This window comes from Arthrobacter sp. Z4-13 (assembly GCF_054792705.1).
Window position 1 is genome coordinate 74,915 of record NZ_CP096458.1, and the last position, 23,024, is coordinate 97,938.

Below are 23,024 nucleotides of genomic sequence, written 5' to 3' on the forward strand. Positions count from 1 at the left end.
ATCGATTATGCGCCGCCGAATTTGCCATTCACGAGATGAGGGACATTCAGCGGGTTTTCGTCCCGGGCAGCTTCTGGCAGGAGATTCTGAGGGAACCCTTGGTATGCCACGGGCCGGAGGAACCGGGTAATGGCGGCAGTCCCCACGGACGTGCTGTTGGAAGCCGACGTTGCCGGATACGGGCCGCCATGCTGTTGGGCGTAAGTGACGGAGACTCCGGTCGGCCACTGGTTCCACAGCAGGCGTCCGGCCCGTTGGGCCAGCAGGCGCACGAGGTCCTGCACATCGTCGCCGGCTTCTCCGTGAATAGTTGCCGTTAGCTGGCCTTCCAAGACGCGTGCCACCGCGGCGAGTTGAGCTTCATCCTGGTAGGTAACCACGAGGGATGCCGGGCCAAAGCACTCGGATAGCAGCGTGTCAGGGTCTCGGAGAAGTTCCTCGGCAGTTGTAGCGAGGATCGCGGAAGTGGGCAGTCCTGGTGTTCCGGCCGCTTCAGCAAGGACTTTCACGCCGGGGTGGACCGCTATTTGCTTGAGGGATTCCGCGTAGCCAGTCAGGATCCGTTCATTAAGGAGCCTGCCGGGAGCCGGCAGGGATTGCGAGCTGATGTGAGCCACCATGGCAGACTCCTCGGGCACCAGCAGCACGCCGGGCTTGGTGCAGAGCTGGCCGGCGCTGGAGGTGACCGACCCAATGAACCCCTGAGCTATCTCCTCCGCTCGGCTGGCCGCAGCGGAGCGGGTGACGAAGACGGGGTTGGTGCTTCCCATCTCAGCGAAGAACGGGATGGGCTCCGGCCGTGAGTTCGCCAGGTCGAGCAGCATCCGGCCAGCCGGAATAGACCCGGTGAATGACCCTGCCTTCACGCGTGCGTCAGTGAGGGCGCTCCTGCCGGCGTCGGTTCCGAAAACCAGGGAAAAGAGTCCGGAGGGTGCGCCGGCAGCAGCCAGGGCACCGGTGATGATCCGGCCGGTGGCTTCCGATAGTTCAGGGTGGCCGGAATGAACCTTGAGGACCACTGAGCAGCCTGCTGCCAGGGCAGATGCGGTGTCTCCACCCGCGGTGCTGAATGTGAAGGGGAAATTGCTGGCTGCGAAGACAACCACGGGGCCCAGGGGTATGAGGACGCGCCGCAGGTCGGGGCGCGGGGCGCCCATGGGCCACAGCGCGTCCGCTGGGTCGATCCGCACCTCGAGGTAGGAGCCCTCGGTGAGAACTTCTGCAAATAGCCTCAACTGGAAAGTCGTCCGCTTTAGCTCACCTTGAAGACGTGCTTCTGGGAGGTGAGTCTCGCGCTGAGCGATTGGGATCAGATCCCGGGCTGCTTCGTCGAGGGCATCGGCGACTGCCGTTAGAGCCTTTGCGCGGGCAGACGGCGCCGTTGCCGCCCATTCATCCGATGCCCCAGCCGATGAGGCCAAGATATTCTCGAGTTCTTCAGCTGCAGTGTGCGGGAAGGCCATGGGTTATAGCTCCAATTCAATGTCTTGTTTCAGCAGGTCATGTGGCGTCGCAACGCAGAGCCTGGTTCGTGCGTTGTTGCCGATCTTCGTGCAAGTAGCTAGGCCTTCGCCTCCGCCAGCTGGTTGACGGCCGCGTTCTCCAGTTCCACCAGGTCCGTGGCGACGGTGATGAAGGTGAAGCCCTGCTTTGTGCGCTGCCGGGCAGTGGCCGCGTCCAGGGTGTGAATCCCGGCGATTTTCCCTGCTGCCCCGGCGGCAGCGAGGGAGCGCTTTAGTGCATCCTCCAACGAATCTTGGACGTCGGGGGGGAGTGGATACCTTCCGACTAGAGCCAACGAAAGTTCGAAAGGTCCCACGTAGATGCCGTCCAGGTCCTCTACGGAGCAGATGTCACCGAGGTTGGCCAGCGCCTCTGCCGCCTCGACCATTACCAGCACGAGCACGGCTTCGTCAGCTTCCGCTGGCGTCGGACCAATCCGAAGCCTGGAGCGCATCGGGCCATAGGAGCGCTGACCCGTTCCGGCCATACGGGGATACCGGGCAGCCGCGACGGCGGCCTTCGCCTCCTCGGCGTTGTTCACCAGAGGGACGATTACTCCGCGGGCACCAGCGTCCAGGGCGTGCCCCAAAGGGCCCTGCTCCTATCCTTCTTAGAGACGGTGAGGGCCGGTGCTGGTTGTGTTTGGGTTTTCAAGATAATTTTCCTATTCAACGCCAGTGTTGAATCCAAAAAGGGAGCCGCTAGTGAAGGCTAGTTCGGAACAATGATCGAGCGGCCGACGGACCCAGAAGTGAGGTCATCGAGTGCCTCCTGGACCTGATCCAGCCGGTAGATACCGCCAAGGAGCTTGTCCAAGGGAATTCTCCCGGAGCGGTATAGCTCTAGAATCTGCGGAACCTGCACGCCGGTATTGGACGAGCCGTACAAACTGCCCCGCAGGGACTTTTCGGACTGCACCAGGTTGTTGAGCGGCACACTGACCACATCACTGGGATTACCCAGCCCGACCGCGAACGTGGTTCCTCCGGTGCGCAGGCTGACCATGGCTTGCTGGATGGTGGCCTGCTTCCCGATGGCTTCGATGACCCAATGAACACCGTCGCCGGTAATGGCCTTTACCGCTGCCACGAGATCTTCGGAGCTGGAATTGATCACGTGAGTGGCGCCGAGTTCCCGGGCTTTGTCGAGTTTGTCGTCTGCGATGTCGGCCACAATAATGGGTGACGCGCCCACGAGTTCGGCGCCGATCACGGCGGATAGCCCCACGCCCCCGGCACCGATAATCAGCACACCTTGGCCGGCGGCGCCGGTCATCCGGTTCAGGACAACGCCCATGCCGGTGATGACCGCGCATCCGACAATGGCTGCAATCTCTGACGGAATGTCATTTGGGATTTTGATGAGTGATTCCTGTGAGACCACGCTCGCCTCCGCGAAGCAGGAGACACCCATTAGATGGTGCACTGGCTCATCGTCGAGTGAGAGGCGGGTGCCTCCGCGCAGCAGGCCGTTGGACTCCCCGTGCACTTTGCCTTGGACGCAGAGCGCCGGTTTGCCACTCGAGCAAAACTCGCACTGCCCACAACGCGGACGCCAGGTCAGTACAACCTTGTCCCCCGGCCGAACGGAAGTGACGCCCGGGCCAATTTCTTCCACGATGCCTGCTCCTTCGTGGCCGAGCACGATCGGTGTGCGGCACGCGAGATCACCATTGGTGTAATGCAAATCGCTGTGGCACACACCGGCCGCCTCGATCCTCACCCGCACCTCACCTGGGCCGGGGATGTCTAGGGCAAGATCCACCACGCTCAGCGGCTCATTGGGTGCATGCATTACTGCAGCTTTCACCGTTACTCCTTCATAGTTTGAACCCGCCAGGCCGCGATTGTGATCGTGTCATTCCGGGGTTTCCACGACACTATGAGCTGGTTGACCAAGCAGCGTCAAACACTGTCTCACTGACAGAGACGCCCTAAAAAACCCGAACGGGCGGTCAGAGCTGGCCGAGGAAAGTGCTGGCCCGTAGCTGACGGTTCAGTCCAAGAGTGGCCGCCTGGACCGCCGGGCCCACCGACCGCATGTCGATCGTTCCAACAGGGGCAGTAATGGAAATGGCGGCAATGGGCGAAAAGTCTCCACGGAGAAGTGGGCTCGCGGCGCAGGCCAGCCCGGCGCTGGACTCCTCCTGCTCGTAGGCGATTCCTTGATCACGGACAGTTGCCAGCTGGGCGCGCAGCGCCTCTTCCGTAGCCAGGGTGTTGGGCCCAATTTTCCGCATACCGCCAGCCAGTGCCCGCTCAATCACCGCCTCGCCGGAGAACGCCAGCAGCGCTTTGCCGCCAGCCGTCGCATAAGAAGGCACTCTTCCGCCTACCCTCGAGGGAATTAGGAGATCGGCATGTTTGCCGCGAAGGATTTCGATGTACACGACGTCCGAACCGTCGAGGACCCCCAGTTGCACGGTTAGCCCCGTGGCTTGGCGCAAATCGGCCATGGTCGCCAGCGCCATCCGCCGAAGGTCCTTGGGCTTTTGCGCCAACTGGCCCAGTTCAAAGCACTTGATGCCAACCCGGTACCCGCCAGGGGTCCGCTCCAGAAAGTCAAAGGCCACTAAATCCCGAACGATGCGTGCGGTGGAAGCCTTGGGCAAGCCCACGCGCCGGGCGATCTCGGACGCAGAAAGCTCCGGCTCTTCTGGCCGAAAGGCGCCGACGATGGCCGATAATCGGGCAATCATCGATGAGTGGTTGTCTCGCTCAGTAAGACGCATTCCTGCAGTATCTACGCATCGCCCTTCTGTTTTCAACTTGGCCGCACGCGGGAGTTACGGGTCGGCCCCCGTGCGATCATGATCAGCGCTCCTTGTACGGGGAACAATTCAGCTACATGCAGGGCAAAAGAACGCATTGCTGTCCGAAGGGAAGCTTAGGGCTGTTTGCTTGACGGGCACGTAGTTTGCCGCGGATGTATCCCATCGCCGGAATCGTTCAGGTTTCTCGTACTGAAAGATTGGCCCCTACTGGAAACCATCCAGGTTGGCCGATAACACCGACGCCTGTGATGTCGCGGAGTCATCCCGTTCCCGGAGCTGCTTTAGCAAAGCAACATGCCCAGCTCGATTAGGGATGTTGGCTCCATCGTCGTTGCCTTTGCTGGCGATCTCCAAGGTGATCAAGGCGCGCTTGGTGGGGCACATAAACGCCCCCTACGAGGCTGTGCAGCATGGCGGTTGTAGTACACCCTCGAATGAGGCAGCCAACGGTCAGCTGCCCCATCAGCAACACGGCGCTGGAAGGCGTCCCTATTCCTTTTTCGCTCCAAGAGAGTCGAGCCTCACGTGGCACTGCTGAAGACCAGAACCCAAAACCAGCTGAAGACCTCGAATCATGCACGCCTGGCCAAAGAGAGTGGCCATCAAAGCGTCAGCGTCGTTTCGACCGGACGGTATCTGTCTGCGAAAGCAGCGAGGGAGCTCTGAAGCAGCGTCATGCTGTCCAGCATGACCACGGGTCTGGAGCACGCCCCGGCTGACAGCGGGCTGACCACCACGCGGCGAACACGTTGTGCGGGACCTTCAGCGCCATGGCGTGGTCAAAGAGCCGCAGCACGGGTTCGTGGAGAACCCCGTTTTTGAGCTGGAAGCCCGGGCAGAAGGTTTCCTCGCCGATAAACACACACCCGGACGGTCCGGCCCATCCCTTCGGGCTCGCCGAGAGACCGGAAGTGGGCTTCCATAAAGCGGGAGTGAACGCTGCCCGCCGGGAGCCTTCACTTTGCCATATCCGGACGTTGCCGAAGCTAGACGGAATACCCGATATCGGTGTTCGTTCTGGGCGTCCAGCGTTCTGCCTCAGATTCCGTCCGTCGAGCCGAGATTTACCCCGCCTATGGAGACTGTTGGCCTGCCATTGGGCGGCTAGCCAGGGCAACGCGAGCAAGAGCTGCGCGCCCGCGCGGCCAGGGAACAGCAGGTCCGGGAGCTACAGCTGGTGCGATGCGGAAGCGGGCAGATGCCCTTGCGCAGCTCGCTATGCCCATCAGTGGGCTCGTCAATGTGAAGCCCGCCTCCCGTCGGCTCCCGCAGATGCAGATCCGCCGACGGTTTCCCGCGTCCGCTGGGCTCGCTAGTAAGCAGTTACGACAAAGAGCCTCCTGGCGTCGAGATGAGTGTGGTCACCCAAACCGACACCAGGGGGCTCTCGCTCTTTACGTCGCGCCGTGCTGTTTGCTGCCTGCGTGGGAGCGGCTAGTCCTTTTTCTGGACGAGCGGCAGGACCTTCTTGAAGGTCGCTTCCTGTCCGGCCCAGTACTCCTTGTAGTCGGCTCCGGAGAGGTAGCTGGTTTGCAGGCCGAGCTCTTCCATCTTCTGGACGACGGTCGGGTCTTCCATGGCCTTCTTGAGGGCGGCTTCGAGTTTCTCGGCCACAGCATCAGGCAGCCCGGCAGGAGCTGAGAAGCCGCGGGCGGTACTGGCTTCGACTTCAAAGCCAGATTCCTTGAACGTGGGGACCTCCGGCAGTGACGGAGCGCGTTCGGAGCTCATGACGCCCAGGACGCGGGCCTTGCCCTGTTTGATCAGGTCGGTCGCGCCACTGACGTCGCCGACGAGGATGTCCACGTGCTTGCCCAGGAACGCGGCTGAGGCCGCAGCGTCGCCTTCAGCGAAGTGGACCGGGGCGAATTCGGCGCCGGTGGCCTCCTGGATTTGCGCCAGCGCGAAGTGTTCACCGGTCTGCAGCCCGGTGGTGCTTGCGGTCATCGACTTGGGGTTGGCCTTGGCGGCTTCGATGAGTTCCTTCAAGGTCTGGTAGGGGCTATCTGGTTGCACGGCGATCACGGCAGGGTCGACGACGTGCCGGCCCAGGGGCTGGAAGCTGTCGCGGGTATATGTGGCCCCGCGGGCCGGGTCCAGCGGTGAGACGACCACTGACGGGGAGCCGGTGGTGCCGATGGTGTATCCGTCGGGCTTGGCGCTGGTCAGTGCCGTGTAGCCGATTTGCCCGCCGGCGCCGGGCTTGTTGATGACCTCGACGTTGGTGCCGAGTTCTTTCTCGAGGATAGGCGCGACGAGGCGGGCGGCGGTGTCCAGCGCTCCGCCGGACCCGAAGGCCACGATCAGGTCGATGGACTTGCCCTTTTTGGGGAAGTCGTCCGCGGCGGCCGTGGTCGTGGATCCGGCGTTCGCGCCACAGCCGGTGAGCGCGATGAGGGTTGCTGCCGCGAAGGTGGCGGCGATTCGGGAACGGGTGATCATGGTTCTTCTCCTTTGAAGGGGCACCTTGATAGGGGTGCGTTTGAGGGGTTGGGTTTTTAGGTTTCGGGGTCTTCGTTGAGTGCTTGGGGCTTTCGCAGCTTGAGCAGGGGGCTGAAGATGATCAGCATTCCCAGACCAATCAGGACCGCTGAGATGGGGCGGCTGGTGAAGATACTGAAGTCGCCCTGGGAGACTTCGAGGGACTCGCGAAGGGAGCGTTCCATCAGCGGGCCAAGGACCAGGGTCAGCACCATGGGTGCCAGCGGGATGTCCAGTTGCCGCAGGGCGAGGCCCAGAAGGCCGAACGCGATCATCACGAAGACGTCGAAAACGCTGAAGTTGATCGTGTACGCGCCAATGATCATGAACAGCAGGATCAGAGGAGTCAGGATTGATGCAGGTACACGGAGGATGGAGGTCCAGAGTCCGACCAGGGGAACATTCAGGACGAGCAGAATCAGGTTTCCGATGAACAGGCTCGCGATGATTGCCCAGGCAATCTCCGAGTCTTCCGCGAACAGGGTCGGGCCGGGGGTGAGTCCCTGTTGAAGGAACGCTCCCATCAGCACAGCGATTGTCGGAGAAGCCGGGATACCGAGGGTGAACAGCGGAATCAAGGCGGCGTTCGCGTGGGCGTTGTTGGCCGTTTCGGGACCGGCGACACCTTCGATGGCGCCCTTGCCGAGTTCGTTGCGGTGGCGGGAGAACTTCTTTTCGGCGCCGTAGGCCAGCAGGGAGGATACGGAGCCGGTCATGCCGGGGATCAGGCCGAGGCCGAAGCCGACACCCGTGCCGCGGGCCATGGCCGGGGCGCTCCGGCGCCATTCCTTGCGGGTTGGGAGCAATGAACGCAGGTTGGGGGCGTGCACCGTGGGGGTCGCGGTGCCTTTGCGGTACGCCAGGTTCGGAGAGGCCGAAGACGCCCACGATCACAGCGACGAAGCTGACGCCGTCCAGGAGCCGGTCCATGCCGAAGGTAAACCTTGGGGCTCCGGCCACCGGATCGATACCGATCATGGCGATCAGCAGGCCCAGAGCGCCGGAGATGACCGCCTTGACCATCGACTTGCCGGCGAGTGCGACCAGGAGGGAAATGCCGACGACCATCAGGGCGAAGAATTCTGGCGGTCCGACCAGCAAACCCAGTTCCCCTAGCGGCTTGGCGGCTGCGACGAGGCCGATGGTCGCTATCGTTCCCCCGATGAAGGATCCGACGGCGGCGATCGTGAGCGCTGCCCCGGCCTTGCCCATTTTTGTCATCGCATAGCCGTCGATGGTGGTTATGGCTGAGGCTGCTTCTCCGGGTGTGTTCAACAAGACGCTGGTAATGGTTCCCCCGTACGCAGTGCCGTAGAAAATGGCACAGAGCATGATGATCGCGCCGGTCGCATCGAGATTGAGCGTCAGTGGTATCAGGAGCGCGACACCGGCGACGGGACCGATTCCGGGCAGGACCCCGATGATGGTGCCGAGGAGGCAACCCAGGAAAGCAAACAGAAGGTTCTGCCAGGTCATGGCGGCGGCAAAGCCGCCCATAAGTTCGTTGAGTGTCTCCACGTCTAAAGTCCGATCGTGTTCAGCAGGGGAAACGCGGAGCCGGGCAACGTCACGTTCAGTCCGTAGGTGAAGACGTAAAACGCGCCGACGCTTCCGGCGAGGGCCGTGATCAGCGAAGAAACCCAGGACCGGTGGCCGCGCAGCTTTAGGTGGTACATGAGGAAGAGGAAGATGCTCAGCCGAAAGCCCAGCAAGTCCATGACGGATGCCAGGACAACAAGGCTGACCAGGACGGCGATCACCACGTCACGGTCGATCCCCTCGGCCCTCTCGCTCGGCCGGCGCAGCTCCTGGACCAGCCAGAGACCTGACATTGCGGCCAGCACCGCCCCCATGGCAAACGGGAAAAGGCCGGGCCCGGGCCCCAGCGAAGTCCAGAGGCCGAGGCTGACTGAGCCGACTAAGACGTAGACGCCGACAGCGGCGAAGGCGCCAATACCCGCCAGCACGGACGGTGCAACTGCGGCACGCTCCGGTTTCGCTGTCACTGACTCCGTTGTCATCTTTTCCTTCTTACGTTCCGCGGTGATTCATTTCACGTAATGAAAACCATTCCGCTGAGAAATAGTGACATGGCCCACAGGGACTGTCAAGACAAAAACTAATACAAAACCGCCAATGAGCCGCGTCTTTAGCTGGCCGTTTGCAGAGATGGCACTCCGATGGTACTGTCGGCGGCATCACATCACCGAGACATGCGACGAAGGAGTCTGTCTTGAAAACCACAATCATTGGTTCTGGCCAGGTTGGCCTGTGCTGGGCTGAGGCGCTCACGGCGAACATTGCCCAGATTGTTTCCCTCTCGGACCCGCAGCCCCCTGCTGCGGCCGTGAGTTGGTCCGAAAACTCCGGGGTTCCCATCCGCCCCGATGTTTCGGGGTGGATTGCAGACCAGGATCTTGTCCTGGTCTGCGTCCCGGGGTCGGTTCTGCCGTTCGTGATTGACCCGCTGGTGCAGCACTTGGGCGCCGGTGCGACAATCGTGGACATGACGACCGCCGCGGCGCAGGCCAAGCGGGAAGCTGCCGCCAAGGCGGCAGCTGCCGGTCTGGGTTATGTCGACATCGCCATCACCGGCGCGGTTGCGTTAAGCGGGGTCCGCACACCGCTGCTGTACGCCGGAAAGCACATTCCGGCCGCCCTAGAGGTGCTTGCCTCTGCCGGGGCGCCCGTGCGTGTCCTTCCGGACAGCGCCCCCGGCGATGCTGTGACGGTGAAGTTGCTGCGTTCAGTGCTTATGAAAGGATTGGAAGCCCTCGCCATCGAGGCGCTGCCCGCAGCCCGGTCCTACGGAGTCCTGGACCAGCTGTACACCGTGCTCAGCGATGTGGACCAGACTCCCTTTACCGACCTGCTTAAGACCATGGTCGCCACCCACCCGACCCACGCCGTGCGCCGGCACGCCGAAGTACTGGAAGCGGCAGCACAGCTGGACCGTGCCGGGTACCCGTCGGAGCTGATCGGACACGTCGCCGAGAAGTACGCCGGCACTGCGCAGAACGTTGCCATCACCGGTGGGCCTGAGGCGCCAACATTTGAGGCTTCCCTCGACTGGCTGGACACCACAGCAGTACAGGCTGGTTCTGCACCCCAGGAGGTATCAGCATGAGCGCCGCAGCCCTCCGCCCCCGTATCGGCGACGCCACTGTCCGCAAGATCAAGTTCCGGATCCTGCCCCTGCTGGTGATCCTTTACATCATCGCCTTCATCGACCGCGCCAACCTCGGGTTCGTCGCCAAGGAAATGAACGCGGACCTGGGTATGACCACGGCCCAGTTCGGACTCGCAGCAGGGCTGTTCTCCATCGGGTACTTCCTGTTTGAAGTACCCAGCAACATCCTCATGCGCAAGGTCGGCGCCCGGAGATGGATTGCCCGCATCCTGGTGTCATGGGGCATCATGGCTGTCGCCTGCGGCTTCGTCCAAGACTTCACGCAACTAGCGATCGCCCGCACACTCCTCGGCGTTGCCGAGGCAGGATTCTTCCCCTGCGTCATCCTGTACCTGTCGTTCTGGTTCCCGGAGCGCGAACGCGCCCGCGTTGTCGCGCTCTTCATGGTCGCCCTGCCCTTGGCCACAGTCATCGCGGCACCTTTGTCCGGACTCATTTTGGACAACATTTTCTGGCTCGGCATGGAGAGCTGGCGCTGGGTCTTCATCCTTGAAGGCGCACCGGCCCTGATTCTGGCCGTCGTGGTGTTATTCGTCCTCGTGGATTCCCCGGCCAAGGCCAAGTGGCTGACCGCAGAGGAAAAGACGTGGCTGGAAACGACCCTGCAGGCCGAGCAGGCCGCGAAACTGGAGCGCCACGGCAAGGTCTCCTTCTGGCGCAGTCTCGCCGGCGGCCGCGTCCTGGCTCTCTCTCTGATCTACTACAGCAAATCCGTGGCTGCCTACGTTCTGGCGTTCTTCACCCCGCAGATCATCGCCGCCGCCGCCACGCAGCTCAGCAACACCGCCGTCGGCTACATCAACGCCGTTCCCTACGGCATCGCCGCGATCTTCATGGTCTACTGGGCCCGCCACTCTGACAAGACCCGCGAACGCCGCTGGCACGTCGGCATCCCGCTGATCGCCGCAGGCGTCGGCCTGGCCCTGATGCCCTTCGCCGTGAACAACCTGCTGCTCTCCGTTGTCCTGCTGACCGTCATCACCGTCGCCATCTACGCCACCTACGGCCCGTTCTGGTCCCTGCCCTCGCTCTTCCTCACCGGACAGTCAGCAGCCGTCGGCCTGGCAGCCATCAACTCCATCGCCAACCTCGGCGGCTTCGTCGGACCCTTCGCGTTCGGCGCCCTCAAAGACTCGACCGGCAACAACAACTGGGGCCTGGCCCTGGTCAGCGTCACCTGCCTCATCGCAGCCGCAATGGTCGTCGGCCTGAAGTTCGTCAAGCAGGCAGAGGCAACCGCCCGGATTGCCGAAGAAGAAGCCGACGTACAGGCACAACTCGTCACCGCAGGAGAACCCACGAAATGACCACCAGCATCAGCACCCAAGCTATCGACCCCCGCCTCCCCCGGCTGGCAGAGCTGGGGGCGGCCACCGTCTATGAGGCAAACGGCCAGCGCGACGCCATCGACCCCTCCATCAAGCCCCTCGATCCGGCATCACAGATTGCAGGCCGCGTTGTCACCGTTGATCTGGAAGCGGCGGACAACTGGTTCATTCACGTCGCCCTGCTCGAAGCCGGCGAAGGCGACATCCTCGTCGTCGACGCCAAGGGCTACACCCAAGCCGGGCCCTGGGGCGACGTCCTGACCCTCGCAGCGCAGGAACGCGGCCTCGCCGGCCTGGTCATCGACGGTGCAGTGCGCGACAGCCAGGAGATCATCGCCTCCGGCTTCCCCGTCTTCACCCGCGGCATCTGCATCCGCAAAACCACCAAGGTGCAAAAGGGCCGGGTAAACTTCCCCGTCACCATCGGCGGCGTGCTCATCCACCCAGGTGACATCCTCGTCGGTGACGCAGATGGTCTGGTCCGCGTCGCCGCCGCCGATATCGATACAGCTCTGGAATCCGCAGAGCGCCGGGAACTGAAAGAGGAAGAAATGCGGACACGGATCCGTGAAGGAGCCACCACCCTGGATCTGCTCGGGCTCACCCGCCCCTGACACTAGGCTAGTTAGGTAGCAATCCAGCATCGTGGTCGGTTGAGATCATGACAGGTCTTGGGAGGGTCGATTGGTCACGCAGCGTAGGGACGTCCTGGAGGATTTGCGCAGCAAAATCACCACCGGCAAACTCCCTCCCGGAAGTCACCTGACCGAACGCGGCCTGTGCGCGGAATACGCCATCAGCCGCACACCGATCAGGTCCGTCCTGCGCGAACTCGCCGATGAAGGACTCGTCGTGGTCTCCCCTAACCGAGGCGTCTTCGTCGCCGAATGGACCAACGCCGACGCGGCAGAAATCACGTCCATCCGGGCCCTGCTCGAACCCCACGCGGCAGGCCTCGCGGCACACAGCCGGTCAGACTCCCAAATCGAGGAGCTGAACCGGCTGTGTGACCGCATGGACGAAATAGCCGCCACCCAAAGCGACGGATACCGGGCAAAGATCGCAGAACTCAACCACGAACTCCACCTGCTCATCCTCGAATCGGCAGCCTCACCCCGACTGTTCAACATCGCCAAAGACCTCGCCCTCGCACCACTGATGTCCGGGTCCTTCCAGTACTACTCCCCTGACGAGCTCCACCGCAGCCTCCAGGACCACCGCCTTATCGTCGATGCCATCACCCAACGGGACGAACACCGCGCCCGAGCCCTGATGGAAGGTCACCTCCGCACCTCCTATGCCGCCCTCACCCGCGGACGGTAAGCAGGAGCTGGGGTCGCGGCAAGAGCCGACATGCTGAAACTGCCGCCCGGCAAGGAGCCGTCACTGCCCTATCAGACTCCGAAATCGCAATGAGATGACTTTAAACCGTGCGACGCCCCGCAAACATGTCGAATGCGGCCTTCTGCTCGACACTCTTGTGTAAGTCCGCCTTAACGTGTGGTCAGGACAGGCTTCGTTGAAGACGTAATGCCTGACTCTTCCGCGCTCTGGATTGCCGGCGACCGTAACGGCCCGCGGCAGATGTTTGAAGTGTCTGAGGGCCACCAGGTTTGGGTCACACCACAGCAACTGTCCGGGGAACTCAGCTACCGGATGACCACGAAGCAGCTGTTCGAATAAATCACCCACAAGCGTGAATGATTCCGACGGCCTGGCTAGGGAGCCTACCGGCCTTATGCGGCACCGACGTCGGGAATCATTGCGCAGCACTCGGAGGTGAGACGATACGAGGCGTCTCAAGAAGGTGGGTGCGCTCCCCTGCACGGAGAGGCCATCCTTGCGCTGCGCGTCTCTCGCAACTATTCATCGGCATCGCTGCTCCTTGCTTCCAGGGTAGTCATCGTAACGGAGAGACAAGGAGAGCACCGCTGCCAGTTTTTGACGGGATTGCACGTCCAGCTAAGGCACACCCCAACCTGACGTCAGGCATCTCATGAGACCCCGTCAGAATAGAGTCCAAAATAGGCTTTCTGTACTTCCTTGGGAAATAGTCCTAGATATCAGTCTGACGGAACCAGAGCTCATGGCCGACTGTTTCAGGGCTGAGAGGCGGAGGCCGATGCTCCCCGGGGTCAAGTCGCCGAAGAACCCGCGATGTGGATCTCTTCCCCTGTGTTCACCTGCCCGTAACTCGAGCGGGGCGGACTTTTGCTTGTCCCTTCTCCAGCGGTCGCCGAAATACAAGCAAATTTCTAGATGCCTACGTTCAGTAGAACTGGCGCGGCATCGGGAATTCAAGCTAAGGGATTCAGCGGGCGTCTACTCGATCATTCGACACGCCGAACCCTAAGAACTTTTTCGCGCCATTTTCGGGCCACCCTCGGGGGAAAGCTAGGGAATACTCCTTGGCGTCTGAGCGTCCATTTGGCGGCACCGAATGTCCCGTTTGGAGCATTGCGTTCCCATATGGATCAAATCGTGCCCAGCGCGGAGTTTCCCTAGTGTTGACGAAAACTGGTGGCGAGGGCACGCCGGTGGTGGCGATTGGACGCGATGTCAGTCAGAGTCGTCAGCCCGGGATTCTAGACTGTTAACGTAAGCGGCAGGGCCCCGGAAAGTTTGGCGACTAGGTGGGGCCCTGCCATTGGGAAACAACCAGCGCGAGCTGGTGCGTCCGTGCCTAATGCTACCTAACCCTGGTACCGAACGCACTAAGCCGTGCGGAAAGTCGTGCCACATGGGAAAGCAAAAGAACCCTCACCGCCCCTGCCGATGTCATCACTGCAGGTCCACCCTGCCAAGGATCCTTCACCCCTGGGCAGCGCCGGCCGCAGCGCTCATCATCGAGCTCGTGAAGGCACTGATAAGAGCCTAGAGTACTCGGGGCGCCCCGCTGCAAATGGGGTCGCCCTGCTCCAACTAGGATCGGAATCATGACCAGGATGACCAAGCCTCAGAAGCTGCTGCTCCTTGCCAACGGGTTCCTCGCTGGCCTCGCCGAACTGGGCGTCCAACGTCTCGACTCCTCGAACATGGCCTTCGAACTCCCTTTCATGCAGGCCTGGCGCCGGTGGGACCACAGCCACAACACGGCCGTCCTGCCACCCATCGCGTACGGCAGCACCTGCCAGCCGCGGGACATCTTCCATAGGGTCACCAGCTCGACGTCCCCCTTCAGGGAGTTCGAGACCGAAGGAATCATAGACAGCCCATACGGGCTGACGCCGCGGGAGTTCCTAGAGATCCACTGTGACGAGCTGCCCGTCGAAGCCTGGCTTGATCTGGCCCTTCACTTCCTCACGGCCGTAAAAGGAGAGGCGCGTACACCGTAGGCCTGAACTCCGCGACCTCAAGCAGTCCTTTCTGGGCTGGTTAGCCTCCCATACGGGGCGCGGGGTGCTTGCGGTTGCATACAGCTCCCTGCCCCGGGCGATCCAGAGCTTTTACCACTTGAAACATCGGTTACCACACCTAATAAACTCTGTGGTTGGGCAGAAAAAGTCGGTCCAGAAATGGCGGTATCGGATGGACGCGTCGGTTCTTTGGACCATGGTCGCGGCAATTGCCACGACTTTTTCCGCTCGTGTAATCGGCTGGCAGTGCCGACCTTCAGTTCAACCACCATGTAACCCACTAACCGCACTAAAGCCCCTGACCCAGGCATGTCGCACCAGTGAATTGTCCAAAGTTCTCTGGACGAATCAGGCCGGCAACTTCTCGCGGTTGTGAGGTCACTGCCTGAAGTCATCGGGCCGACGTCTGGCTGGTTGTCAATCAGCTAGGTCCTTCAGTCGCCACTTTCGGTTACTTCGGAGTCCGGTTCGGCCCATTCCAAGGCGGCGACGAGGTGTCCCTCGTCGGGAAGTGCTTTCTGTTCCGCTGCGGGCAATTTGTCGTAGGTGTAGGCGGCGACGGCCATGGGGGATGTTGAGCGTCCGAGGCTGTACCTTACGATCCGGTCGTTCTTGCTACCGCAGATGAGAATGCCGATGGTTTCGTTATGGTGGTCGCGTCGGAGCACGTCGTCCACGAGTGCGACGTAGAAGTTGAGTTTCCCGGCGTATTCGGGCTGGAACTTGCCGGTTTTCAGTTCAACGACGACGTACCGGAGCTGTTCTATGTGGAAGAACAAGAGATCTACGTAGAAGTCGTCACCGTCCACATCGAAGTGCACTTGGCGGCCGACGAAGGAGAAGCCTGGGCCAAGTTCGCGGAGGGTTTCGGTAATTCTGGTGGTGAGTGCATTTTCGAGGTCTCGTTCAGCAACCTGTCCTGAGAGGCCAAGGAATTCGAAGTTGTAGGGGTCCTTAGCGACCTGTTGGGCGAGTTCCGAATCTGGTGCAACAAGCTGTTGCACAAAGTTTGAGGGCGCGGCACCTGTACGTTCCAGAGTCTTGTTCATGATCATGTTCATGAGGACGTTGCGGGACCAGCCGTGCTGGACGGCCGCAGCGGCGTACGAGTCCCTTGCCTCCGGCCCGAGGCGTTTGTCGAGGATGGTGCGGATGTGGCCCCAGGGCAAATGTCCCACAGGCTGTGGGACATTTGAGTTGAACGCTGGCCAGGCCTCGGCGAAGCTGCGCATGTACTGCAGATTGGACCGCGACAGGCCCTTCATGTCGGGGAACTCGGCTCCCAAGTCCTCGGCCAGCCTCCCGATGACTCCACTCCCCCACCCATCGACTGCTTGGCGTTCCAGGATGGTTTTGCCTATAGACCAGTAGAGGGCGATGAGCTGGGTGTTAACGGTTCGTATTGCTTGCGAGCGGGCTGCCCGCACTCGGTTCTTTAGCTCACCAAGGAGGTCCGTGTAGCCGGTAGGCAGGGCGAGGTCGCGGGCGTTAGTCATGAGTTCGATCCTATCGATGGGCGCCAGCAGGCCTGCTCCCCCAGCCTTCCACCTGGTGACTCTCCAAGTCTTGCCACTCAAGATGCTCGTCGTCCGATCCTCAGTCACCCAAGATTGTCCAGACACTGTCTGGACAATCTTTTAGTCGTGACGGTGCCAGCATTCGACGCCCCTCAATCGCCAGTGGAAATAGTCCAAAGTTCTTTGGACTATTCCCGCTTCATTTGTGCGCCAGGCTGCAGCGCTATCACAAACTTCATCTCGATACCTGATGCCATCGGCTACACTCCGTTTCCCGCCTTCGCGACTTACGGCAGGCTGGCATATTCGTACGTGGGTTATTTTGTAGCAGGACCTTTGGGGGTGACAGTGAGACAGTCAGCCGCATCAGCATCACGGAGAAAACTGTCACCTGGTCTGTTTCAGGATGCGCCCTCTCCTGGACGGCGCTCTGCGCCGGACCCGGAGTGGGTGGAGATGTACCGGCGGGGTATCCCTCCTTCGAGGATCGCGGTGCTGGACGCAGCTCCCGTTACCACCGTGCGCTATCACCTGCAGGTCGCGAAGAGGCTCGAACCGGAGCTCGAAGCCGAGCATGCGGCTGCGCTGCCGAAGCGTGTGGGACCATCCGCGGCGGCTCGGCGGATGATGCAAGACGTTGTCGACTTCTACGGCACCTGCGGCCGGCTGCCATCGGCCCATGCGAAGTCACCCCGTGAGGCGACGCTGGGCAGGTGGCTTTACCTCCGGCGCAGGGAAGCGCAGGCGGGCACCCTCTCCCCCGCTGTCCGGGACGGGCTGGATGTGATTCCCGGTTGGGACCTGGCGTCGAAGCGGAAGGCCGAGGACGAGGCCAGGTGGCAGCAGCGCTTGCAGCAGGTGAAGGACATCCGGGATGCCGGCGGCGAGTGGCCGCGTCATCAGAAGACCCCGGATGCGGACGAACGCGTCCTTGGCGTGTGGCTGCACGCCCAGCGGATCAACTACAACCAAGGAAAGCTGGCCCCGGAGAAGGAGTCTCTGCTGAATGAGGTCCTGCCAGGATGGCGCGAGGGCCGGCCACGTGGCCGCCGACCACGACGAACACCGCAAAGCCCTGGCAACAGGTAGACCATGCGCAACGGAGGCGCTGCGGCCCCGCCCCCGCTTGTTTGCCTTCCCGTGTTTATCGGCTGGGTCCGCCCTTGGACCTTTCGGCTCCCAGGGCTGCACCTGCACGGCTCTTCCTGGCCTTGGCCGCGCCTTTGCCCATGGTGACTGCTGCGCTGGGGTGGGTTCCTTCGCTCCGTCCCGCAGTGAGCCGCCCGCGGATCTGGGCTTCGTTCGCGCCGGTTTCCTCCAGGGACTCCGCGAATTTTGCGTGGTGTTCGGCTGTACCGTAGCCGGCGGCTGATTCGCTTTCCGCTTTCAGCCCTTGGTCGGTGAGGCGGTTGATGTCCTTGCCGGTGACGCGGTTTTCAATCTCTCGGCCGAGTCCTTCGATACGGGCGAAGAGTTCCTTTTCGGCCTTCTCGTACCGCTGTTCCATCGATGCCCACTGTGAGCCTGTGAAGCCGCCCTTTGCCAGGAGTTTGGCTTCGTGCATCTCCTTGGCTGCTTTCACGAACGCGGGATCCTTGAAGTGGGAGTCGTCGGCGCCGTTGACATTGGCGGCGGTTTCTTTGCGCAGTTGCTCAATGTCGGGGCCGTTGATTCCGTCCTTGCCTATCAGGAACAGCCGCTCTTTGACGTCAGCGTCTGCAGCCGCCACGGCTTTGGGTGTTTTTGCGTTGTGGGCGCGCTGGAGGGCCTGGGTCAGTTCGGGGTTTGCCAGGTACTCAACGGGCACTTGGTGACGTTCCATTTCCGGCGCCAGTGTCGCGGCCTGCTTGCGGAGTTCTTCTGCCCGGGCCGCTGTCAGCAGCTGCACGGCCTTTTCATGCTCGGCGGTCGCCTGACGTGTCTTCTCCTCACGGCGTGCCACCTCGTCCAGCGCGGCTTTCTCGCCCGCGGCCGCTCTGATCCCCGCCTCAAGGTTGGGGACGTCCGTCCCGACGTCCTTGGTGTCGATGCCGTACCGGGCAAGGACTTCAAGCCGGATTTTCAGGGAGGCTTCCAGAGCGGCGGGGTCGTGGTCTTTCCAGCCTTCAGCGACGGCGTGGGCGGTGGCGATGTCGGCCGGCAGCGCCTTGTCCCACCACTCATCCTTCTGTACGGGTGCGAGGACGGCGAGGGCTGAACTTCGTTCAGCTGCAAGGCGTGCCCGGGCTTCGTGTGCCGCCTGGTAGTCCAGGTGTTCCTGCTGTCGCTGGGCTTCCTGTCGACGGCGGGCCTGCGTCTCTGCGATGCGTGAGGCGATCATCAGGGATTGCCGCATTCCGTTGTCGAGAAGGTCGTCGATGCCGTCTGATTCACTCATGGTGTTCCCCTTGCACTGGTGGTGTGATTCTTATCGGTCCAGTCCCGGCGCGGTATCGCGGCTGGGCTGATAGGTCTTCGCTGGTGTTGCCGGTGTAGGTGTCGTGGAAACCACCGAACCGGGACGGATCGGGGCCATGCCGCGGCGGGCAATATCAACTGCCCTCGGCGGCACCGCAGCCGCTTCGGCCGGCTGCTGTCCAGCTCCCACGGGAACGGCCTTGGGCATCGTCGCAGTGAACGGGGCCAGCTGGTTTTCGACCACTGACCGGATGCGCTGCGCTTCGCGGGTACGACCGGACTGGGCGTGCATTTCGTATACCGCGAAGGCGGTGTTGATCAGCTGCACCATGAGCGCTGTCTGGGCGGCCGTTTTGTCCTTGCTCGACGCTGCCATGAACAACATGGCCGTGCCGGCAATGGAGGGCAGTGCGACGGGTTTGCCGTGCTGCCGGGGTGCCCGAAGTTGGGCTGTGCGGGACAGTTCGGCAGCTGTGGCCGCCAGCGGCCCTGGCGTAGCCTCCAGCCGGTATGACCAGGCTGCAAAGGCACCGGAAACCTCACGCGCTGCCTTCGCCCAGGTTGCGTGATCGTCACGCGGAATGGTGCGCAGCTGGTCGGCCAGTGCGGTGGCGTTGCGGGTGTATTCCACCCACACATCAGCTGAAGGGGTTGCGTTCTCGGGACCAGCCTTGGAGACCTTGCGTTTGTTGCGCGCGGCGGCGTTCCATTCCGCCGCGGCCTCGGTCACCAGGTGGGGGGAGTCCATCCATTCCTCACGCAAGGAACCGAGTTTCAGGTCCGACGCGAGCGTGCCGCCGCCGAACCAGATAGGACGCTCTCCCGGCCTGGGACGCTCGGCAACGGAGTAGCCAACGATGACGTCGGTGGTGTTCTTCGCGTAGCGCGGACGGAGCAACAGCCCGGTGTCCCGGGCGCGGCGGACGAACTCCGCTTCGGTCGCTGAGGCGCTGGCGCTGGCGCGCACCTTCCGGGCAAGGGAGGCACGGTGCATTTCGCGGTCATCCCTGACGGCGGTGGCCTTCTCAGCCCGGTCGTAGCCGCGGGTGGCGTGCACACTGAAGAGCTCTTCGAGCCCGTACTTGGTTTCCAGTTCGCGGCAGGTCTGTTGCGCGCGTTTGTAGTCACCATGGGTGGAGGCTTTGGTGCCGTCTTCCCGGACAAGGGACACAGCGATGTGGATGTGGTGGTTGCCGTTCTCACTGGTGCCGTGGTTGATCGCTACCCACCGGCACTGGGCCTTTCCGCTGGCCTCAGTGAAGCCCATGGCGTCGACGAAGTCGTTCGCGATGTCGCCCCACTGCTGATCCGTCAGGGCACCTTCTTCCGCGCGGAGGCTCAAGGAGCAGTGCCACACATCGGCCTGCTTGTGGCCGTTCGGTACGCGTTCTTTCTTGACCGGGTCCCAGCGGAAATCCTTCTGCAACACCTCGACGCCGAAAGCCTTGCGCGGCTGGTCCAAATGCTTCGCGATCGCGACCGCGTCGTCCTTGTCCAGGACGCCGTCGTCGTACCAGGCCATGATCGCCGCGTCCCCGGCCACCAGGTGCGGTTCGGTGTGGGCGTTCTTCGTCTTATCAGCATCGGTCGAGGCCAGGTAAAGCATGAGCCCTGACATCCGGGAGCCGCGGGTGATGTTCGGAATCATCGCCCTACATCAGCCCCTCAATCGTCCGGTCAATCCGCATCGCAACCTCGCGCACATACGCCAGCGCAGCCTTGGCGTCCTGGGGGAACTCGTCGCCGGCATTCGCGTGCCGAGCGATCTGGTTCACGTTGTTCGACACCCGCGCCAGCAACGTATGGATCGCCATCAGTTCGGCCATTGCCGCCCTGCGCTCCGTCGGCGTCTCCGCCGACTCCGACAACGCAGCGGTCAGCAACAGGTTCGGGACAGTGACCTTCTGCCGGGCAGCCTTCACGACCAAGGCCGCTTCCTCCTCCGCCGTCACCCACACACCGCGGCGCTTCTTCGTCCCCGCCGGAGCATTCGCCCGCCGCCGCTTCGAGAGACTGGAGCGCGGCTTCTCATTCTCTTCAGACACGCACTCCCCCAATCCTTCAACAGCCCAGCGCAGCGACCCCGAAACCGGGGACCACACAAGCCAGTGTGCCAAGCGAACAACCACAGGGACGTGAGCGACACGCCATTTACGCCCCCGTAAATGTATAGCTTGCTCCGCCGCTCCCGCCGGACGGCGTGTCACCCGCCTGTGGTGCCGCCTCCACTCATAGACTGACTCCCGATGCACCATCTACGACGGGGGGAAGTAATGCGCCAGGACTACATACAGGAAATGAAAGACTCGCACCTGCGCCGCGAGTACATCCAGGCTGACGCCGACGAATGGGCGCCCAGAGCGACCCGAAGATTTGACCACGGGCCTGAAGTAGCACAGGCCTGGACAGACCTCCGTCGGGCAATCCAGAACAGCAATTCGGACGTTTCCCCGTTTGCCGCCGACGCTGCCATCGCTGAACACATCAACCGGAGCCTGGCGGCAACCTCCGTCCATGAACATAAATACATCCGCGCCGACGAACGCGGCATTGCTTTCGCCAGCGAGTGGACTGCTGACGAGATCGCAGACGCGGTCGCGAAGGACATCGTTCCCGACGCCCAGCTGACAACACTCATCAACTCCGCACGGACCACCCCGGAATCACTCACCGTCATCCGGGAGTCCGCAAAGGTCCTTCACAAGCATGAAATCGAAACTGACGCCGCAGGAGGACTTGATAGCTACGACGGCCCCCACGACTCCGACCTCAGCATCGCCAACGACATTCACCGGCTGACCGCGCTCAGCTTCCCCGCCCACCCCTCGGCCGCCCTCAGCCCGGCCACTATGGCTTCACCCTCCACGCCGACCGGGACGACAACAACTCACCGAATCTCGGCAAACTTCGAACGCTAAACGTGAAACCCGAAAGGCAACCGAACACCATGGCTTCAATCAACATCGAAGAAACCAAAAACCAGGCCCGAGCCCTGCTCAACTCACGCATCAAATCCGTCGAAGAACTCGTCCAGGCACGCCAACGCGTCACCGACCTCAAAGACCAGCTCGCCGCCGCTGAACGCGACGACAAACGCGCCTACGTCAAAGCCACCCGCGACGGCTGGAGCACCGATGAACTCAAAAAACTCGGCCTCGAACCAGCCGCAGCAGGCCGGCGCCGCAAAGCCCAGGCCAAGGCCACCGGTATCCCCGCTGACGCCGCGGCAGGTGCCGGTACAGCCGAGTCGGAAACCGTTTAGGAGAACTAAGCCCCTCGCCCACATGAGCACGGCAAAAGCTATCTACCTTCGGGCTTTTCCCGCGCACATGTGGACGACGGGACCCACCTGACCGGCTGTACACAAACGCCAGGACACCAAGGTGCGAACCACGCCGCCGGGACCGGCCGCATGTGCACAGCCTGGGAACGCTGAAGTCACCAACGGAGCCCTTTCCCATGGACCAGGACCGGCGCCGCCGGCCCACCCAACCCGGAGGTCGGGTTTCTTTCAGCAGGGACGACACACACCGTCCAGGCGGGGCGAAGTTGGGCAGGGACGGAACCGTGATCAGTGAGTGGGCTTCTAAGGCGCTGGGGGGCTTCCAGCCCGGTCGCCGGCGGTGACAACCACAAGCTGCAGGGCGGCGCTCATCACCACCTGGTACCGCTGGCCCGCGTGATCCAAGCAATGGCACCAACCGCACATCCCGGGCATGACAAACAACCACTAAGACGACGAAGGCCGGCACCCCGTAAGTGCCGGCCTTCATGCTGCTTTGGGCCTGGATCCTCTAACCGTCGGCAGGGACATCACCGTCCGGAATGGCCCGATCCTACCCGGCCGCCGGCCGCAGCTCGTGATGGTCGCGCCATGCTTGCTCGCCGTCCTTGTACTCCACGGTCCACTCGTCCACGCCAACGCGTTCAACGATGACAGCCTGCTCCCAGCTGGACCCATCACCCCGCAAAACTTCAACGGCGCTCTCGTCAGGAAACGGGTTGTGGCTACCCAGGTACTCGCGGATGGTCTCGTCAAGAGGTGTTCGCCCACCCTCGGGGGCCGCATTCACCCACTGCTCCATGGGGTCGGTTCTAGCCCAGCGCGTTGCAAGGCCAGCTACGTAGTTCGTCTCGTTGTCGCTCATGGCTTGTCCGCTGCTCCAATCCGTTGTTGTTAGGCCCGGGAAGACTCTGTTGCCAGATTAGTGGCCGTTATCGGTCGCGTTGCAGATAGGTTCCCGATGGGAACTCACAGCCGATCCGAAAATCCCTTCCAACGAACGGCTCCCCCCGGCCATCGACTCCGTGACCAAAGCCAGCATGGACGACAACCTGCTCCTGAACGGTATCGCCACCCGGTTCCTCGGCGACGTCGACGATGATTGGCAGGTCATCGGGCAGCCCAGCGAGGGCCTCACGCAACTGCCCTACGGTCCAGGCCTGAACGGCGTGTTTGAAGTCCATTGTCAGATCCTT

General features: G+C 62.3%; 21 protein-coding genes and 1 pseudogene. 9 read left to right on the forward strand and 13 right to left on the reverse strand.

Features of this window, described 5'->3' with window-relative positions:
• Positions 1–5: 5 nt before the first annotated feature.
• The 7 genes and pseudogenes from M1E07_RS00325 to M1E07_RS00355 all read right to left on the reverse strand — a co-directional run bounded on the left by M1E07_RS00325 (position 6) and on the right by M1E07_RS00355 (position 8,778).
• Entirely contained in the window at positions 6–1,463 is a 1,458-nt protein-coding gene (locus tag M1E07_RS00325) for an aldehyde dehydrogenase (NADP(+)) (protein ID WP_461186718.1), read from the reverse strand.
• A gap of 98 nt (positions 1,464–1,561) precedes the next feature.
• Positions 1,562–2,092 (reverse strand): aldolase/citrate lyase family protein, encoded by a 531-nt coding sequence (locus tag M1E07_RS00330; RefSeq protein WP_461186719.1) that lies wholly within the window; start codon positions 2,090–2,092, stop codon positions 1,562–1,564.
• A gap of 122 nt (positions 2,093–2,214) precedes the next feature.
• Entirely contained in the window at positions 2,215–3,312 is a 1,098-nt protein-coding gene (locus M1E07_RS00335; RefSeq protein WP_461186720.1) for a zinc-binding dehydrogenase, read from the reverse strand.
• A 145-nt stretch (positions 3,313–3,457) separates the two neighbouring features.
• Positions 3,458–4,234: an IclR family transcriptional regulator gene (locus M1E07_RS00340; RefSeq protein ID WP_461186721.1), complete on the reverse strand. Its 777-nt coding sequence runs from the start codon at positions 4,232–4,234 to the stop codon at positions 3,458–3,460.
• Positions 4,235–5,710: 1,476 nt separating this feature from the next.
• Complete coding sequence (locus M1E07_RS00345) at positions 5,711–6,718, reverse strand: tripartite tricarboxylate transporter substrate binding protein (protein ID WP_461186722.1); 1,008 nt, start codon at positions 6,716–6,718, stop codon at positions 5,711–5,713.
• 56 nt (positions 6,719–6,774) lie between these two features.
• A pseudogene (locus tag M1E07_RS00350) lies at positions 6,775–8,275 on the reverse strand (tripartite tricarboxylate transporter permease).
• Between the two features lie 2 nt (positions 8,276–8,277).
• Positions 8,278–8,778 (reverse strand): tripartite tricarboxylate transporter TctB family protein, encoded by a 501-nt coding sequence (locus M1E07_RS00355; RefSeq protein WP_461186723.1) that lies wholly within the window; start codon positions 8,776–8,778, stop codon positions 8,278–8,280.
• A 212-nt stretch (positions 8,779–8,990) separates the two neighbouring features.
• On the opposite strand from M1E07_RS00355, the gene M1E07_RS00360 reads away from it, so the two are divergent.
• From M1E07_RS00360 to M1E07_RS00385, 6 genes are all read left to right on the forward strand, one after another.
• The gene (locus tag M1E07_RS00360) at positions 8,991–9,884 is read left to right on the forward strand and encodes an NAD(P)-dependent oxidoreductase (protein ID WP_461186724.1); all 894 of its coding nucleotides are present in this window, start codon (positions 8,991–8,993) and stop codon (positions 9,882–9,884) included.
• Positions 9,881–11,254, forward strand: coding sequence for an MFS transporter (locus M1E07_RS00365; protein WP_461186725.1), 1,374 nt, complete (start codon positions 9,881–9,883; stop codon positions 11,252–11,254). Before M1E07_RS00360 ends, M1E07_RS00365 begins: the two co-directional genes overlap by 4 nt.
• On the forward strand, positions 11,251–11,889 hold the full coding sequence (locus tag M1E07_RS00370) for an RraA family protein (protein WP_461186726.1): 639 nt from the start codon (positions 11,251–11,253) through the stop codon (positions 11,887–11,889). The genes M1E07_RS00365 and M1E07_RS00370 overlap by 4 nt, the downstream gene beginning before the upstream one ends.
• Positions 11,890–11,959: 70 nt before the next feature.
• Positions 11,960–12,598, forward strand: a complete 639-nt coding sequence (locus tag M1E07_RS00375; protein ID WP_461186727.1) for a GntR family transcriptional regulator — start codon at positions 11,960–11,962, stop codon at positions 12,596–12,598.
• Between the two features lie 207 nt (positions 12,599–12,805).
• Positions 12,806–12,958 carry a hypothetical protein gene (locus M1E07_RS00380; RefSeq protein WP_461186728.1) on the forward strand — a complete coding sequence of 51 codons (153 nt, stop codon included), beginning with the start codon at positions 12,806–12,808 and terminating at the stop codon, positions 12,956–12,958.
• Between the two features lie 1,253 nt (positions 12,959–14,211).
• Positions 14,212–14,610 carry a hypothetical protein gene (locus tag M1E07_RS00385; protein WP_461186729.1) on the forward strand — a complete coding sequence of 133 codons (399 nt, stop codon included), beginning with the start codon at positions 14,212–14,214 and terminating at the stop codon, positions 14,608–14,610.
• Between the two features lie 455 nt (positions 14,611–15,065).
• On the opposite strand, the gene M1E07_RS00390 is transcribed toward M1E07_RS00385, so the two are convergent.
• Positions 15,066–16,127: a PDDEXK nuclease domain-containing protein gene (locus M1E07_RS00390; protein ID WP_461186730.1), complete on the reverse strand. Its 1,062-nt coding sequence runs from the start codon at positions 16,125–16,127 to the stop codon at positions 15,066–15,068.
• Positions 16,128–16,640: 513 nt separating this feature from the next.
• Here M1E07_RS00390 and M1E07_RS00395 point away from each other — a divergent pair.
• Complete coding sequence (locus tag M1E07_RS00395) at positions 16,641–17,237, forward strand: helicase associated domain-containing protein (RefSeq protein WP_461186731.1); 597 nt, start codon at positions 16,641–16,643, stop codon at positions 17,235–17,237.
• A gap of 55 nt (positions 17,238–17,292) precedes the next feature.
• Here M1E07_RS00395 and M1E07_RS00400 read toward each other — a convergent pair whose 3' ends face one another.
• The 3 genes from M1E07_RS00400 to M1E07_RS00410 are packed head-to-tail and all read right to left on the reverse strand — an operon-like array spanning position 17,293 to position 20,590.
• On the reverse strand, positions 17,293–18,525 hold the full coding sequence (locus tag M1E07_RS00400; protein WP_461186732.1) for a hypothetical protein: 1,233 nt from the start codon (positions 18,523–18,525) through the stop codon (positions 17,293–17,295).
• A gap of 30 nt (positions 18,526–18,555) precedes the next feature.
• Positions 18,556–20,193 carry a relaxase/mobilization nuclease domain-containing protein gene (locus tag M1E07_RS00405; RefSeq protein WP_461186733.1) on the reverse strand — a complete coding sequence of 546 codons (1,638 nt, stop codon included), beginning with the start codon at positions 20,191–20,193 and terminating at the stop codon, positions 18,556–18,558.
• Between the two features lie 4 nt (positions 20,194–20,197).
• Positions 20,198–20,590, reverse strand: coding sequence for a MobC family plasmid mobilization relaxosome protein (locus M1E07_RS00410; protein ID WP_461186734.1), 393 nt, complete (start codon positions 20,588–20,590; stop codon positions 20,198–20,200).
• Between the two features lie 252 nt (positions 20,591–20,842).
• On the opposite strand from M1E07_RS00410, the gene M1E07_RS00415 reads away from it, so the two are divergent.
• Positions 20,843–21,463 (forward strand): hypothetical protein, encoded by a 621-nt coding sequence (locus M1E07_RS00415; protein ID WP_461186735.1) that lies wholly within the window; start codon positions 20,843–20,845, stop codon positions 21,461–21,463.
• A gap of 29 nt (positions 21,464–21,492) precedes the next feature.
• Positions 21,493–21,807 carry a hypothetical protein gene (locus M1E07_RS00420; protein ID WP_461186736.1) on the forward strand — a complete coding sequence of 105 codons (315 nt, stop codon included), beginning with the start codon at positions 21,493–21,495 and terminating at the stop codon, positions 21,805–21,807.
• A gap of 574 nt (positions 21,808–22,381) precedes the next feature.
• Here the strand turns inward: M1E07_RS00420 and M1E07_RS00425 are convergent.
• On the reverse strand, positions 22,382–22,693 hold the full coding sequence (locus tag M1E07_RS00425; RefSeq protein WP_174181052.1) for a tudor domain-containing protein: 312 nt from the start codon (positions 22,691–22,693) through the stop codon (positions 22,382–22,384).
• 67 nt (positions 22,694–22,760) lie between these two features.
• Positions 22,761–23,012 (reverse strand): DUF6225 family protein, encoded by a 252-nt coding sequence (locus M1E07_RS00430; protein WP_461186737.1) that lies wholly within the window; start codon positions 23,010–23,012, stop codon positions 22,761–22,763.
• Positions 23,013–23,024 lie beyond the last annotated feature (12 nt).

Excerpts from the sequence above, each read along its gene's own strand:
- M1E07_RS00325 (WP_461186718.1), bottom strand. The coding sequence starts at position 1,463 with ATGGCCTTCCCGCACACTGCAGCTGAAGAACTCGAGAATATCTTGGCC.
- M1E07_RS00340 (WP_461186721.1), bottom strand. The coding sequence starts at position 4,234 with ATGCGTCTTACTGAGCGAGACAACCACTCATCGATGATTGCCCGATTA.
- M1E07_RS00345 (WP_461186722.1), bottom strand. The coding sequence starts at position 6,718 with ATGATCACCCGTTCCCGAATCGCCGCCACCTTCGCGGCAGCAACCCTC.
- M1E07_RS00355 (WP_461186723.1), bottom strand. The coding sequence starts at position 8,778 with ATGACAACGGAGTCAGTGACAGCGAAACCGGAGCGTGCCGCAGTTGCA.
- M1E07_RS00365 (WP_461186725.1), top strand. The coding sequence starts at position 9,881 with ATGAGCGCCGCAGCCCTCCGCCCCCGTATCGGCGACGCCACTGTCCGC.
- M1E07_RS00370 (WP_461186726.1), top strand. The coding sequence starts at position 11,251 with ATGACCACCAGCATCAGCACCCAAGCTATCGACCCCCGCCTCCCCCGG.
- M1E07_RS00380 (WP_461186728.1), top strand. The coding sequence starts at position 12,806 with ATGCCTGACTCTTCCGCGCTCTGGATTGCCGGCGACCGTAACGGCCCG.
- M1E07_RS00385 (WP_461186729.1), top strand. The coding sequence starts at position 14,212 with ATGACCAGGATGACCAAGCCTCAGAAGCTGCTGCTCCTTGCCAACGGG.
- M1E07_RS00390 (WP_461186730.1), bottom strand. The coding sequence starts at position 16,127 with ATGACTAACGCCCGCGACCTCGCCCTGCCTACCGGCTACACGGACCTC.
- M1E07_RS00400 (WP_461186732.1), bottom strand. The coding sequence starts at position 18,525 with ATGAGTGAATCAGACGGCATCGACGACCTTCTCGACAACGGAATGCGG.
- M1E07_RS00405 (WP_461186733.1), bottom strand. The coding sequence starts at position 20,193 with ATGATTCCGAACATCACCCGCGGCTCCCGGATGTCAGGGCTCATGCTT.
- M1E07_RS00415 (WP_461186735.1), top strand. The coding sequence starts at position 20,843 with ATGAAAGACTCGCACCTGCGCCGCGAGTACATCCAGGCTGACGCCGAC.
- M1E07_RS00420 (WP_461186736.1), top strand. The coding sequence starts at position 21,493 with ATGGCTTCAATCAACATCGAAGAAACCAAAAACCAGGCCCGAGCCCTG.
- M1E07_RS00425 (WP_174181052.1), bottom strand. The coding sequence starts at position 22,693 with ATGAGCGACAACGAGACGAACTACGTAGCTGGCCTTGCAACGCGCTGG.
- M1E07_RS00430 (WP_461186737.1), bottom strand. The coding sequence starts at position 23,012 with ATGGACTTCAAACACGCCGTTCAGGCCTGGACCGTAGGGCAGTTGCGT.